General features: G+C 48.5%; 14 protein-coding genes and 1 tRNA gene. 11 read left to right on the forward strand and 4 right to left on the reverse strand.

Features of this window, described 5'->3' with window-relative positions; genetic code table 11:
- Nucleotides 1–218 precede the first annotated feature (218 nt).
- Nucleotides 219–291: transfer RNA gene (locus CZ379_RS14285), tRNA-Val, on the reverse strand.
- 144 nt (nt 292–435) lie between these two features.
- Here CZ379_RS14285 and CZ379_RS14290 point away from each other — a divergent pair.
- From CZ379_RS14290 to CZ379_RS14300, 3 genes are all read left to right on the forward strand, one after another.
- Nucleotides 436–681 carry a hypothetical protein gene (locus tag CZ379_RS14290; protein WP_110932224.1) on the forward strand — a complete coding sequence of 82 codons (246 nt, stop codon included), beginning with the start codon at nt 436–438 and terminating at the stop codon, nt 679–681.
- Between the two features lie 245 nt (nt 682–926).
- Complete coding sequence (locus tag CZ379_RS14295; RefSeq protein WP_110932225.1) at nt 927–1,370, forward strand: GNAT family N-acetyltransferase; 444 nt, start codon at nt 927–929, stop codon at nt 1,368–1,370.
- Nucleotides 1,371–1,458: 88 nt separating this feature from the next.
- Nucleotides 1,459–1,698 carry a DUF3892 domain-containing protein gene (locus CZ379_RS14300; RefSeq protein ID WP_110932226.1) on the forward strand — a complete coding sequence of 80 codons (240 nt, stop codon included), beginning with the start codon at nt 1,459–1,461 and terminating at the stop codon, nt 1,696–1,698.
- A gap of 71 nt (nt 1,699–1,769) precedes the next feature.
- On the opposite strand, the gene CZ379_RS14305 is transcribed toward CZ379_RS14300, so the two are convergent.
- Nucleotides 1,770–2,504: an MBL fold metallo-hydrolase gene (locus CZ379_RS14305; RefSeq protein ID WP_110932227.1), complete on the reverse strand. Its 735-nt coding sequence runs from the start codon at nt 2,502–2,504 to the stop codon at nt 1,770–1,772.
- Nucleotides 2,505–2,689: 185 nt separating this feature from the next.
- Here CZ379_RS14305 and CZ379_RS14310 point away from each other — a divergent pair, with 185 nt between their 5' ends.
- Together CZ379_RS14310 and CZ379_RS14315 are read left to right on the forward strand one after the other, a co-directional pair.
- Nucleotides 2,690–3,250, forward strand: coding sequence for a copper amine oxidase (locus CZ379_RS14310; RefSeq protein WP_110934390.1), 561 nt, complete (start codon nt 2,690–2,692; stop codon nt 3,248–3,250).
- A 126-nt stretch (nt 3,251–3,376) separates the two neighbouring features.
- Complete coding sequence (locus CZ379_RS14315) at nt 3,377–3,700, forward strand: DUF1292 domain-containing protein (protein ID WP_110932228.1); 324 nt, start codon at nt 3,377–3,379, stop codon at nt 3,698–3,700.
- Between the two features lie 86 nt (nt 3,701–3,786).
- Here CZ379_RS14315 and CZ379_RS14320 read toward each other — a convergent pair whose 3' ends face one another.
- Entirely contained in the window at nt 3,787–5,262 is a 1,476-nt protein-coding gene (locus tag CZ379_RS14320; protein WP_110932229.1) for an aminotransferase class I/II-fold pyridoxal phosphate-dependent enzyme, read from the reverse strand.
- A 189-nt stretch (nt 5,263–5,451) separates the two neighbouring features.
- Here CZ379_RS14320 and CZ379_RS14325 point away from each other — a divergent pair, with 189 nt between their 5' ends.
- Nucleotides 5,452–6,714, forward strand: coding sequence for an MFS transporter (locus CZ379_RS14325; RefSeq protein WP_110932230.1), 1,263 nt, complete (start codon nt 5,452–5,454; stop codon nt 6,712–6,714).
- 23 nt (nt 6,715–6,737) lie between these two features.
- Here the strand turns inward: CZ379_RS14325 and CZ379_RS14330 are convergent, their stop codons facing one another.
- Complete coding sequence (locus tag CZ379_RS14330; RefSeq protein ID WP_110932231.1) at nt 6,738–7,361, reverse strand: DUF1054 domain-containing protein; 624 nt, start codon at nt 7,359–7,361, stop codon at nt 6,738–6,740.
- 200 nt (nt 7,362–7,561) lie between these two features.
- Here CZ379_RS14330 and CZ379_RS14335 point away from each other — a divergent pair, with 200 nt between their 5' ends.
- The 5 genes from CZ379_RS14335 (at nt 7,562) to CZ379_RS14355 (ending at nt 12,194) form a co-directional block, all read left to right on the forward strand.
- On the forward strand, nt 7,562–8,158 hold the full coding sequence (locus CZ379_RS14335; RefSeq protein WP_110932232.1) for a hypothetical protein: 597 nt from the start codon (nt 7,562–7,564) through the stop codon (nt 8,156–8,158).
- A 171-nt stretch (nt 8,159–8,329) separates the two neighbouring features.
- On the forward strand, nt 8,330–9,739 hold the full coding sequence (gndA, locus tag CZ379_RS14340) for an NADP-dependent phosphogluconate dehydrogenase (protein WP_110932233.1): 1,410 nt from the start codon (nt 8,330–8,332) through the stop codon (nt 9,737–9,739).
- A 138-nt stretch (nt 9,740–9,877) separates the two neighbouring features.
- Entirely contained in the window at nt 9,878–10,399 is a 522-nt protein-coding gene (locus tag CZ379_RS14345; RefSeq protein ID WP_234404914.1) for a shikimate kinase, read from the forward strand.
- Between the two features lie 24 nt (nt 10,400–10,423).
- Entirely contained in the window at nt 10,424–11,713 is a 1,290-nt protein-coding gene (aroA, locus tag CZ379_RS14350) for a 3-phosphoshikimate 1-carboxyvinyltransferase (RefSeq protein WP_110932234.1), read from the forward strand.
- A 49-nt stretch (nt 11,714–11,762) separates the two neighbouring features.
- On the forward strand, nt 11,763–12,194 hold the full coding sequence (locus CZ379_RS14355; protein ID WP_110932235.1) for a CoA-binding protein: 432 nt from the start codon (nt 11,763–11,765) through the stop codon (nt 12,192–12,194).
- Nucleotides 12,195–12,367: the final 173 nt, after the last annotated feature.

Consider the following 12,367-nt stretch of genomic DNA (forward strand, 5'->3'; position numbering starts at 1 on the left):
TATCAAACTAACAATTCCAATAAAATACTATAGACTATTAATCTATACAATCTCTGAACAATTTGTTTTTATATTGAAAAAAGTCAAGGAAGAGTTAGGGGGATTTTCGTTACATAGTAGCTAAATCTTATCGTAAAATCAGCGGCTTAGCTATCGAAAATTATACTTTGGAGATGCAAAGAACCCTCGAAGCTTAGGCTTCAAGGGTTCTTTCATTATGATCTGTAGTGGGCTCGAACCACTGACCCCCACCCTGTCAAGATGGTGCTCTCCCAGCTGAGCTAACAGATCAGGTATAAATAGTGAAGACAAGAAATATCATAACAGGATTAGCTGATCCTGTCAAACCTTTTTTACGTATAAAGGTTGGAATGCCGGACGACAATGTTGACAAGCGATTATATGATGCAGTAAAAAGCAGAAAGGATGAAAAATGTGCTGGATAAAAAGCAAGCGGCACCTATAAGGAAGCCCGAGCTATGGAACGTGAAAAAGGCTGCAGCTATCGGTGGAATTAGCCTTATGCTGCTAGTCAGCGGCTGTGGATTACAGCCTAATGAAGAGACAATGCATAGGCAGCAGCAGTTCCCTTCATGGCTCGGTCAATCCGTGCGCGACAAGGTTTATGGAAAATCTGTGCGGGAGCATGTATACTCGAAGGAAGTAATCACACCGCCGTAGTCGGGCTTAATCATCTTCCCATTTGCGGGAGTAGCCTTTTTTTGTCGTGTAGAACATGGCGAATATTAATACAGCGGATATTAAAACAGCAGCTGCAATCGTAAGTCCAGCCGTCATGATGGAATATCTCCTTTCTCAAGGTGGATCGTCTTTTTTTTGAAATAATTATAACTATACACGAAAAGCTTTTTTTTGTATAATGATGCAGTTTGCAGAGTAATGAAGCAACATGGGGAGGGGTATGAATGGCTGCTGTTATTATTTCCGTAAACTCGGAACAGCAATTAAAGAAATGTTTGGATATTCGCACGGAAGTATTTGTGGAAGAGCAAAAGGTGCCGATCGATCTGGAGATCGACGAATATGATGTGATTAGTCCGGATGCCACGCATGTGCTGGTTGAACTGGAGGGCATGGCAGCAGCGACAGGGAGAATTACGTACTATAAGGATAACAGTGCCAAAATGCAGCGGATCGCCGTTCGCAAATCATTCCGTTCGCAAGGTCTAGGCAGAATACTGCTCCTTGCTATGGAAGAGCGGGCAAGAGAGTTGGGTCTTACGAAGTCCGTACTGGATGCACAATGCCAGGCAGAGGCCTTTTATGCCAAGCTCGGATATGAAACTATATCTACGGAGCCGTTTTATGACGCAGGCATCCTGCATGTTCGCATGGAAAAACCGCTATAGAGGCCAGCCTAATAGAAACATGCGGCTCGGGCCAGACTATAAGCATCCCTACAGGGAATCCCACAGGATGAAGGAGATGTGAAATAGGATGGCAGTCGATAGCAGAGAGACGTTTATCGCGGTTCAAAGGAACGGAGACGGCAATTTAACCCGATTTAAAACTTCTAGCGGGCGTATTTTAAATTACGAGGATGCATTGCAAGAAGTGAATGCGGGTGCCATTGCGGGTGTGAACATTTTTAAAGGAAGAGACGGCGAAATGTATATCCGCGGTGATGCGGATGGGGATCCGTCAAACAATTTAGACGCGCTGCCTACATTCGAATAGAAGACGCAAAGAAGCAGCCCTGGGGAAGGAATCTCCTTGGCTGCTTTGTCATATTGCAAGGCCGCATGCCCTTATACCTCATATACTTCATGCTGGCGAAGAAACTCCATCTCCATCGTCTGGCCGGTAAAGGCCTCCATTTCGTCGCCGTAGTGCATGAGTGAAATTAATCCGCGAATATCTGCAGGAAGGGACAGCAGCTCCGCCAGGGTAGTATGAACCTGACCTGGGCCTGTCAACTGCACCTCATGCAAAATTTTACGGCAGCCGCGCCGGTAAACAAGCTCTTTGAGCAGTTCGGGCTGAAAGATCATATCCGCACTATAGAAAATTTCGTCGTTCAAGTATAAAGAGTAGCTGTTTTTCCCAGGAATATGAGGTGTGCGAATTGTTTCTAGAGAGAGGCCGGGAGCGAGCTCCGTGACCTGTCCTTCGCGAAGCAGGTGAACGTAAAAAGCATCCTCCAGCGATTCTATGCCGTCTTGGCCTAATCCACCCTTCAGGGTGTTCTCCCATAGCGGCTCAGCCAGCAGCTCGGGAACGTAGAGCACGGGTTTGCGTCCATGCCCGTATTTCATGCGGAAGGCGTATTCCTCCAGCCCGCCGACATGATCCCCGTGAATATGGGTGATCAGAACGGCGTCGATGGCTTCCATCGGCTTGTCTATCTGGTGAAGCGCAAGCGGAGCTGTTATTCCGCAGTCAATCAGCAGCGTAAAATCATCCGCGTACAGCAGTCCGTTATTGTTAAAGTATTGCTTGGCAAAAGCGCCGCCCGTACCAAGCATTTGTAGGCGCAGCGACAAACGAATTCCCTCCTAAGCGTTCTTTGACATTCCTTTCTAATTTACACGATTTTCCTAATGAGCGAAAGCGTCTCTTCCATTCTCGTAAAAAATAAGAGTGATTTGCAGCAAACACCGCAACTTGAGCAACTAGCGGGAGTATACATTAACATCAACATGAATCAATTGGAGGGCTATTGATGAATTTGAAATGGAGAAGAGTAATGGTACTGGTATTGGCATTCTCCCTTACGGGTGGATCCATGCTGTTCGCAGATTCGGCAACACAGAAAGTAAAGCTTTACATGGATGGCCGCGAAGTGGAAGATGGCGGCTACGTGATTGATGGCAAAACGTACGTCCCGGTCAGAGAGCTGGAGGGACTGGTTGAATATGATGAAGCAACGAAGAAGGTAAACTACTATAAACCTAACGTGCATATTTTCTTGTTCAAAGGCAAGGGGGAGGTTTTCTCGGACATCGAGAAGGCAGGCAAGCTGAAATTTAGCGTTTTCTCGCAAATCGACAATCTTAGAACGGAAATATCCGCGGTCAGAGTAGCGATCACGGCGCCGGACGGCACATCCAAAACGATCCAGACCAAGGACGTAAAAGATACGGGCAGCAACTTTTATTTCGTCACGGACGATTACACGTATGATTTCAAAACTGCGGGTAAATATACGCTGGGCTTCTATATGAAGCCGGCGACAGGCGGCTCCGACTTCGTGCTAGTGTCTGAGAAAAGCATCAACGTGCTTAAATAATAATATTGCCGCTTGAATGCCTCATTATCGAATTGACCTGCCCTGTGTAAAAATGATACGATACGAGAGGAAACTGACAGGTTCATCCAACAAATAACTACAAAACATTTAAAGTGAGGTATTTCAATGAGCGATCACAAGCATGAACACGGCGAAGCGTGCGGCTGTGGACACGACCACGATCATGACCATGAGCACGAGGAGTTTGTGCTCACGCTGACGGACGAAGAAGGCAATGACGTGGAAATGGTTCTAGTCGAAACGTTCGATGTAGCGGAGAAAGTATATGCGCTGTTGCTTGAGCGGAACAATCCGGAAGCGGACGGCATCATCCTTCGTCTGGAAGAAGAGAATGAGGAAATGGTTCTCTACAACATTGAAGACGAGGACGAGTGGCGTCAAGTGGAGGCGGCATACAACGAGCTGGTCTCCGGTCAAGATGAAGTGTAGAATGCTTGTCTATAGATCTATGGACTGAATTGAAAAGAAGCTCCCCGGGTTCGGGGAGCTTCTTTTGAATATGAGTGATTTCTCCGTTAGAAGATAGGGTCGGCCTCAACAATGACCTTGACCTGATTAATGTATCGATCCTCCGGCCCCTTCACGGGCAGTCCTACTTCCACATGATCGACAATATAATCAATATTATCTTGCGAGATGACTTCTCCAGGAAGGAGAATCGGAATGCCTGGCGGATACACGTAAATGAATTCGGCAATGATTCGGCCTGCGGATTCTTTAAAAGGCACAACCTCGGTATCGGCATAAAAGGCGTCGCGCGGAATGAGCGAGAGCTGCGGGATTTCCGGAATTTTTACGATTAGCTCATTGGCATTATTTTCTTTATAATACGATTCAGACAATTCACGCAATGCCGTTAGGAGAGTTTCAATCGTTTCTTCCGTATCTCCCGGGGTGATGAAGCAGAGAATGTTATACATGTCGCTGAGCTCTACCTCGATGTTGTAATGCTCTCTAAGCCAGTTCTCCGTCTCATAACCGGTGATCCCAAGATGGCGGACGTGAATCGTAAGCTTGGTCGGGTCATAATCATAGGTGGCTTCGCTGCCGAGAATTTCACGGCCGAAGCAGTACAAGCCTTTAATATTATTGATTTCACTGCGCATATAATGCGCCATGTCCAGTGTGCTTTGCACCATTTCACGGCCATGAAGCGCTAGATTTCTTCTTGCTGTGTCCAAGGAAGCGAGCAGTAGATACGAGGTTGACGTCGTCGTCAGCATGCTGATGATGGTTTGAACGCGCTGTGGATTTACATATCCGTTCTTTACGTTCAGATTAAGCACGGAGCTTTGCGTCATTGAGCCGCCCAGCTTATGTACGCTTGTTGCGGCCATGTCGGCACCGGCTTCCATTGCTGACATCGGAAGCTCCTCGTGAAAATGAATATGCACGCCGTGTGCTTCATCAACGAGCACAGGTACGCCAAAGCTATGCGCCAAGTCCACGATCTCCTTCAGATCGGCACATACGCCAAAGTAGGTAGGATTAATGACCAGCACTGCCTTGGCATCCGGGTGACGCTGGAGGGCTCTTCTCACGGAAGAAGTCGTAATTCCATGATCGATCCCCAGGTTCTCATCCTGAGCAGGAGAGACGAAGATCGGCTTGGCACCCGCGAAAATAACGGCAGACATGACGGACTTGTGTACATTTCTCGGTACGATGATTTTATCGCCGGGAGAACAAATGGACAGGATCATCGTCATGATGGCGCCGCTTGTTCCTTGGACAGAGAAATAAGTATAGTCGGCGCCGAACGCGTCCGCTGCCAGCTTCTGAGCTTCTTCGATGATGCCTGACGGCTGATGCAAATCATCGAGCGGAGCAATGTTGATCAAATCGATCGATAGGGCGTTATCACCTATGAATTCTCGAAATTCTTTATCGGAGCCAAGCCCTTTTTTATGCCCGGGAATATGAAATTGAACAGGATTGCCGGCCGCGTGCTTCTTAAGCGCGGTAAACAGCGGTGTGACTTGATGATCCATGAAGGCCATCCCTGCCTTTCTATGCAATATTTTTAAACAAAATTGAGTATAGCAAAAAGAGAGTGGAATGCAAGTAAAGATTGAGTGCAAAACAAGATAAAATCACGCCAGGGAGTGTAAGTTACCGCATCAAGAGGTTAAACTAGAAACAACCTTGCGATTTTAAAGAGAAGAAAAGGGAGAACGACTGTGGAAATAACGACCAAACTCGTAAGCAAGAAACTGCTAACTCCGACTTTTATTTGCCTGTGGATCATCATGTTCCTGGTGGAGTTCGTTAAGGGAGCTTTAATTGTATCGATATTGCCCGTGTATATGGGCGACGTGCTGAAATTGAGCGCGTTTGCGATCGGTTTATCCTTCTCACTGCAATATATTGGCGATAACGTATTTCGCAGCCCCGCTGGCTGGTTTATTGAACGGGTCGGTTTTCGGCTGACGATGATGATGGGGCTTCTGCTGACCTTTGTTGCCGTATTCATTATTGCGATGGCGGATAAAATGGGGATGATTGTGCTCGGCTGCGCGTTGATTGGAGTGGGCACCGCGCCGTTATGGCCGTGCGTTCTTATGGGCATATCCGCCGTCACGCGTGAGAATAACAATTTCGGTACGGCGATGGGCGTTATTCAAATCTCAAGCTTGGGCGGAACGGGATCCGGCCCTGTAATCATCAATTTTTTCGTCGATGGCTCTTACCAGCCTGTCTTTTGGTTTCTGCTCGCTCTAATGGGTGTCGTCGTCATCGTCTCTCTGTTCCTGCCCGGCAAAACGAAGCAAAAGATAGATCCGGCGGCGCTGGCCTCAGAAGATTCCTCCATATGGGAGGGCGGATTTCGCGGGGTATTGAACAATGTGCGGCAATCGATCCGGCATATCAAGGAGAATTTACATGTCAGCCGGCTATTATTTCCGGCCCTCTTTCTACAAACCTTTGCGATAGGCTTGCTCACTCCTGTCATCACATTATTTGTCCGCACGGAGCTTGATTTATCTCCCGAGGCCTTCAGTGCCTTGCTTGTGACTGGAGGAGGCATCACCGTTATCGGGTTGATCCCGATTGGCAGGCTGGTGGATCGTTATGGAACGAAATGGTTCCTGCATATCGGCTTCTCGCTGGCTGCCGTGGCAATCGGTCTGTTTGCCATGACGCGCTCCATTCCGTTGGTATGGCTGCTCGTCATATTCATCGGGATCAGCTATGCCTGCATTTTGCCTACGTGGGATACGATGATATCCCATATGCTGCCCGAAGGAGAGAAAGGAACCGTTTGGGGCTTGTTCCTGACGGTTCAGGGGTCGGGCATGGTCGTTGGGCCGATCGTCTCAGGAAAACTGTGGGATATGCTGGGCCCTTCCGCGCCGTTTATGGCCAGCGCCATCGTGATGGCTGTCCTGTTCTTTGTTCACGTTATTATGTCGCGGCAAAAAAGCAGCCTCACCCGGGTTTGATAACCGGGAAGGCTGCTTTTTGCCTAGAAGGAGCCCTTGTATAAAGGCAACAGTGTTTCAAAGGTCTGTTCGATCGTTCCGGTCAAGCCGGCGCCGTCTTGAAGAAGGGGATGATCCCGATCGAGGCGCAATCCGCATAGCAGCTCGGATTTTTTTACAGTCTTGAGCTTGTCGGCCATTTGCAGCAGGGCATTCTTATCCATATCGCGGTGAAGTGAACCCTCGGGCTTCATATGATCGGTTGACCAATAAAAGTCGGAAGGTATGAGCTTTTGTACTTGGGCAGTATGCTTCTCTAAGTATTTAGCGATAGCTTCTTTATTCGGGCTTTCATAAATGACCGCAAAAATAACGAATAGATGGGTAGAGAACATCCCTACCTGAAAATGGGGCAGCGCTTTATACCCGCGTTTGCTGCTGCTCCAGGCAATCCATGTATCATTAGGCGGATTGATTGTCCTCCTCGCGTGCCTGGCTACATGAGGGAACATTTCCTCGCCGCATAAGGCGGATAAATAAGGAGCAATTTCCCCGCCAAGCGCTTCGAGCTTAGGCCGTATGTTGGCAATGATCGCCTTCATCCGGGGTTCCAGTCCAGGGATGTTCAAGCTATCGAAATCTGGGCTCGTGAAGCCGGTAAATGCCATGATGGTAACCTCCAGCATAATTCATATTAAGTGGCCAGCTTGTACTCAAGCGGTTCTTCGCCAGTATATCATTTTTTGATTAAAATAAGCATTTTTATGATTATTTGCGTCACTATAGGCTCAGAATGGGTAAAAATAATCAATATTCCAAGTTACCTCTACATAAGATGAAGTATAAGATAAGGTAAGGAGGGAGTGCCGTGAATAAAAGTTATGAAGTAGAGTATTGCAATCTGGAACTCCGTTTCGACCGTCGGCACATTCAGCAATTGATTCGCGATCTGATTCAAGACGGCTATTCACTTTATTGGAGCGAGAACGAATCTATTTTCATTATTTCCGTTCGTACAGGACGCAAATTGACCAAGCTGCGTTTTCAGCGTCTAGCTAAAGGATACAAGCTCGCAGGCGATTATGTGATTAAGGATGCCAAGCTGGCGGAATGGCTTGAGAAGCTGATCGGGGATCTACGCGGCCATGCCGTTGTTAAGCGCTTTAAAGATCGGCAAATTCTTATCGAAAGCATCTTGTTTGGCGAGGTTATCCGTTTAGTGGAAATTACGGGCGTAGAGCATAAGGTTATTTTTCAAAAGGGGCCGATCTTGGACATGGCGCGGATTGCGGAGCTGCTAGCGTCCCAGTCGGCGGAGCATCAAATGGAAAGCTTGCAGAAGGAACTGGATGAGGAGCTGGATCATTTGTACGACGCAATGCAGTCCGGCGACGAGCAGATGATCGAGAACTGCAAGGAGAAGCTGCGCAGGCTGCGTATCCAACTAATTCAACTGGAGTGGTAAGAGAGACAATGAGGATAATAAACGAGGATTGAAGCGGCTCTTCGAATTATTGGAGGAGCCGTTTTTAATAATGAGAGCATGATGAGAGTTAGATGAAGGGGTTCACTTCTGTACTTCAAAGAGTTAAAATGATATTATTGAAAAAAATATAGATTGCAAAGGATGGAGACCATGTCGAAACAACAAATTGGCGTTATCGGCCTTGCCGTTATGGGCAAGAACCTCGCCCTGAATATTGAAAGCAGAGGGTTCACCGTTTCGGTGTTTAACCGCTCCCCGGAGAAGACACACGATATGCTCGCGAACGAAGCGAAGGGCAAAAATGTGGTCGGTACATTCTCCGTCGAAGAGTTCGTTAAATCCTTGGAAGTACCTCGTAAAATCCTGATCATGGTACAAGCTGGCCCAGCTACGGACGCAACGATCGAGCAGCTCCTTCCTTATTTGGATCAAGGCGACATCATTATCGATGGAGGCAACGCTTATTTCCCTGACACGCAGCGTCGCAGTAAAGAGCTTGAAGCTAAAGGCTTCCGCTTTATCGGCACAGGGGTATCCGGCGGTGAGGAAGGCGCGCTTAACGGCCCTTCGATCATGCCTGGCGGCCAAGAAAGTGCATATAAATTAGTGGAACCGATTCTGACAGCAATTTCTGCTAAAGTAAATGGCGATCCATGTTGTACATATATCGGTCCAGACGGCGCAGGGCATTATGTCAAGATGGTGCATAACGGCATTGAGTACGGAGATATGCAGCTTATTGGCGAAGCTTACCACCTGCTTAAGGACGTGCTTGGTCTGGACGCTAAAGAATTGCATGAAATTTTTACCGAGTGGAATAAAGGCGAGCTGGACAGCTATTTGATCGAAATTACGGCGGATATCTTCTCGCAATACGATGAAGAGACCGGCAAGCCGATGGTTGACGTCATTCTTGATGCTGCTGGACAGAAGGGTACAGGCAAATGGACAAGCCAAAGCGCGCTTGACCTTGGTGTGCCATTGTCCATGATTACGGAATCCGTATTCTCCCGCTTCTTATCCGCCATGAAGGACGAGCGCATCGCTGCAAGCAAAATTTTGAGCGGCCCTGCGGTATCCGCCTTTGATGGCGACAAACAGGAGTTCATTGAAAATGTTCGCAAAGCCTTGTTCGCAAGTAAGATCGTATCTTACGCCCAAGGTTTTGCTCAAATGAGAGCTGCTTCCGATGAGTATGGCTGGGATTTGAAATACGGCAACATTGCGATGATTTTCCGCGGCGGTTGCATTATTCGCTCCCAATTCCTGCATAACATCAAAGAAGCTTACGACCGTGATCCTGGTCTTAAGAACCTGTTGCTTGATCCTTATTTCAAGAACATTGTCGAGACGTACCAGGATGCATGGCGCCAAGTGACCTCGGCTGCAGTATCCCGTGGAATCCCGGTTCCGGGCTTCTCCAGCGCATTGTCCTACTATGACAGCTACCGGACAGAGCGCTTGCCGGCTAACCTGCTTCAAGCGCAACGCGACTACTTTGGAGCGCACACGTTTAAACGCGTCGACAAAGAAGGCGTATTCCATCATCAATGGTTCTAATGCTTTAATATGCGGATAATTGGGCGTCAAAGAGCGGTTCTGCTCTTTGACGCTTTTTTATGTGCCGAAATGTCGGCGGCTGTGTTATGATATGAAAAATAGTTTGCCACGAGCACAGGAATAAAAGTAGGTGAAATATTGAGTGAACAAAGAAACAATATTATACTGGTAGGAATGATGGGCACCGGCAAGACAACGGTAGGGGCTGTGCTAGCCGAAATGGCAGGTTATCGCCTCATCGATCTTGACAAGCGCATCGAGGAGGAAACAAAGTGCACGATTCCCGAGCTGTTTGCCAATCAGGGAGAACAATACTTCCGGGATATCGAGTCTACTTTGCTGCGCAGCGTGCTGCAAGAGGGTGAGGTTGTGCTAGCTACGGGCGGGGGAGCTGTCCTTCGTGAGGAGAATCGTTCGGTTATGCTGGAGAACGGCTGGGTTGTTGCCTTGACTGCCGATCTGGAGAGCATCCTGAAGCGTGTTGGCGAGGATCCGGGCAGACCGCTGCTTGCAGGAGGAGCGAGAGAGAGAGTGACCGTACTTTTGGAGGAACGCAAGCATGCCTATGATTTCGCCCAAGCCATATTCGATACTTCGGGCAAAAATCCGGACATTTTAGCGTCTGAGATTTTAATGCGTTACCGCGGTCAATCAAAATAATAATGAGATAAAAGGAGAATATAAATGGACGTTATTGTTAGACCTACTCCCGAATTAAGCGGTGAAATCGGGGCGCTATCATCGAAAAATTATACGACGCGCTATTTGCTAGTTGCGGCTCTAGCTGAGGGTACGAGTACGATATACTATCCTGCGCACAGCGAGGACAGCGATGCGATGCGCCGCTGTATAGCCGATTTAGGCGCGGTCTTGGAGGAGGATGACGAGAAAATCGTTATCACGGGCTTCGGCCGGAATCCGAAGGACGTCAAGGAGCTGAATGTGGGCAATGCCGGCGCTGTGCTGCGGTTTTTGATGGGAATCGCTTCGCTATGCCCTGAGGTGACCTTTGTCAATACGTATCCTGATTCTCTTGGTAAGCGTCCGCATGACGATTTGATCGTGTCGCTCCAGCAGCTTGGCGTTGAAGTCGACCATCAAGAGGGACGGCTGCCGATTACGATTCGGGGCGGAAATCCGAAGGGCGGAAAAATCACCGTATCGGGTGCGGTCAGCTCTCAATATTTGAGTGCCCTCTTGTTCCTCACTCCACTCTTGGAGGAGGATAGTGAGATCGAGGTGCTGGATGATTTGAAATCCAAAGTTGTCATCGGTCAGACGCTAGAGGTGCTTGAGCAGGCCGGGATTATTATTCATGCCAGCGAGGATTACATGAGCTTCAAGGTGCCTGGACGCCAGTCCTATCAAGCGAAAACCTATACGGTTCAAGGCGATTATCCAGGCTCGGCGGCAATTCTTGCAGCTGCTGCGGTTACCAAGTCCAATGTGAAGGTACATCGTCTAGCCGAGCGCAGCAAGCAAGGCGAGCGCGCCATTGTGGATGTGCTGCAAATGATGGACGTGCCGTTAACGCATAAGGACGACACTGTACACGTTCAGGGCAACGGCCGCCTGCGGCCGGTGGAGTTCGACGGCGACGCCGCGACGGATGCCGTGCTCGCCATGGTGGCAGCTGCGGTGTTTGCTGAAGGAACGTCAAGGTTCTATAACGTGGAGAACTTAAGATATAAGGAATGCGACCGAATTACGGACTATTTGAACGAGCTTAGAAAGGCTGGTGCCAATGTAGAGGAACGCCAAGCCGAAATTATCGTTCATGGCCGTCCTAGCGGCCTTGAGGGAGGCGTGGAGATCAATGCCCATTACGACCACCGTGTCATCATGGCTTTGACGATTGTCGGTCTCCGCTGCCGCGAGCCGCTGGTCATCAAGGATGCTCATCACGTCGCCAAATCCTATCCGCAATTTTTCGACCATATTACTGAGCTTGGCGCTTCGGTAGAATGGGTATAAAAATCTAGAATAGAGCATACTAGAAAAATTCGAGAGGAGGAGTTTGGCTATGGCCTTTGAAAATCCTAGTCGCGAGGAAATTAAAGAAATATTGCAGCAAGCTGGAAATATTGCCGTTGTTGGCCTGTCTGACAAAACGGATCGCACCTCTTACATGGTGGCGCAGGCGATGCAGAGCAACGGCTACCGCATTATCCCGGTAAATCCGGCGGTGCAAGGACAAATTCTGGGGGAGCAGGTTTATGCGACTCTAGCAGACGTGCCGGAGCCAATCGGGATCGTCAACGTATTCCGGCGCAGCGAATATACGCCAGAGGTCGCTCGAGAGGCGGTTGCAGCCGGGGCTAAGGTACTGTGGCTGCAGCAAGGGATCATTAGCGAGGAAGCAGCACAAATTGCTGAGGAAGGCGGCCTAAGGGTCATCATGGATCGGTGCATCAAGGTAGAGGACAGCATTTTGCTTGGAAAAAACCGTCAATAAATCAAAGATTATGGACCCGTTGTTAAGACGGGTCCTCTTTGGGCTTATAGGCATAGACTTAATTTCCTTTGACAAATTTGCAAGCATAGGATTACCATAATAGTGCGTGCCTGAATAGCATCGTAATTTATAGAGAGATGATATCCTATAACAGAGCAGGACATAGGGGGTCT

Origin of the sequence: Paenibacillus bouchesdurhonensis (assembly GCF_900155685.1) — a bacterium.
GTDB lineage: Bacteria > Bacillota > Bacilli > Paenibacillales > Paenibacillaceae > Fontibacillus > Fontibacillus bouchesdurhonensis.